Source organism: Neisseria sp. P0009.S007, assembly GCF_051962515.1.
Genome location: NZ_JBQCVF010000273.1, coordinates 1 through 1,708, shown reverse-complemented (window position 1 = coordinate 1,708; position 1,708 = coordinate 1). Strand labels below are relative to the sequence as shown.

Genomic DNA, 1,708 nt, shown 5'->3' with positions numbered 1-1,708 from the left:
GTCCAAGCAGACCGCTCTTCTTTTGATCCTTCGCTTTCCGAAGCTTTAGTGAAAGCTGTGAAGGATATTAGAAGCAAGTCATAAAGGGTAATCAATAACAATGCCGTCTGAAAAAGTTTCAGACAGCATTTTTTCTATTTGCATATTAAATTTAATATCATATTATCATTGCATAATATCAGTTTAAATTTTTTAGAATTTCAATATGAAAACCCTAATTTACTACGCCCATTCTGCCCAAGACAAACTCGGTAATCTCTTGCCTTACGAACATTGGCAAACCTTACAAAGCCATTTGGTCAATGTTGGGGAAATGGCGGTGGAGTTTGCTCGGGTATTCGGTGCCTGCCATACTGGACAGCTTCATGACTAAGGGAAATATTCGGAAGCCTTTAACCGCCAATTACATGGCAGCCCTTTAGTCGATCAAGCTATCGCCGGAGCCAAAATTGCAAAAATGCTTGCTTCAGGGTGGGTTCCAAAGTATAAACTGTGGTTATCTTTCGTAGGCTAGATAACTTTATTAATGAATTAAAAGGCAAAAATAATGGAAATTAAACAAACCAATCCAACCATCAAATCTCGTGCGGCGGTGGCATTCTCCCCAAATCAACCCTTACAAATTGTGGAAATCGACGTAGAAATGCCACGCAAAGGCGAGGTGTTAATTCGTAACACTCACACTGGTGTGTGCCATACTGATGCGTTTACGTTGTCAGGAAGCGATCCTGAAGGCGTATTCCCTGTGGTGCTTGGACACGAAGGTGCGGGTGTGGTCGTTGCTGTGGGCGAAGGTGTGTCAAGCGTAAAACCAGGTGATCACGTCATTCCTCTTTACACCGCTGAATGTGGCGAATGTGAGTTTTGTCGTTCAGGTAAAACCAACTTATGCGTTTCAGTGCGTGATACACAAGGTAAAGGCTTAATGCCAGATGGCACGACGCGTTTTTCTTATCAAGGTCAGCCGATCTATCACTATATGGGCTGTTCGACTTTCAGTGAATACTCAGTTGTTGCCGAAGTTTCACTGGCGAAAATCAACCCGGAAGCAAACCACGAACAAGTATGTTTACTCGGCTGCGGCGTTACCACAGGTATTGGTGCGGTACATAATACGGCAAAAGTGCAAGAAGGCGACTCTGTTGCAGTGTTTGGTTTAGGGGCGATTGGTTTAGCTGTGGTGCAAGGTGCACGTCAAGCTAAAGCGGGTCGTATTATTGCTATTGATACCAATCCTGCAAAATTCGAGCTGGCAAAACAATTTGGTGCAACGGATTGTTTAAATCCTAACGATTACGATAAACCAATCAAAGATGTGTTGTTAGACATCAATAAATGGGGTATTGACCATACCTTTGAATGTATCGGCAATGTAAACGTGATGCGTCAAGCATTAGAAAGCGCACATCGTGGTTGGGGACAATCCATTATCATCGGCGTAGCGGGTGCAGGGCAAGAAATTTCAACTCGCCCGTTCCAGTTGGTAACCGGTCGTGTTTGGAAAGGCACGGCGTTTGGTGGCGTGAAAGGCCGCTCTGAACTGCCGAAAATGGTGGAAGATTCAATGAAAGGCGATATCGAGTTAGAACCGTTTGTGACCCACACAATGACGCTCGATCAAATTAATGAAGCCTTTGAGTTAATGCATGAAGGTAAATCGATCCGCGCTGTTATTCATTACTAAGGTACGCGATGAAACTGATTGAAC

Annotated in this window: 1 protein-coding gene and 1 pseudogene; both read left to right on the top strand. The window is 43.9% G+C overall.

Features of this window, described 5'->3' with window-relative positions; translation table 11 throughout:
- Window positions 1-205 precede the first annotated feature (205 nt).
- Window positions 206-454: pseudogene (locus ACTHS3_RS12380) on the top strand (CRISPR-associated helicase/endonuclease Cas3); the annotation flags it as partial.
- Window positions 455-547: 93 nt separating this feature from the next.
- A complete protein-coding gene (locus tag ACTHS3_RS12375; protein WP_004520025.1) occupies window positions 548-1,684 on the top strand; it encodes an S-(hydroxymethyl)glutathione dehydrogenase/class III alcohol dehydrogenase in 1,137 nt (378 codons plus the stop codon).
- Window positions 1,685-1,708: the final 24 nt, after the last annotated feature.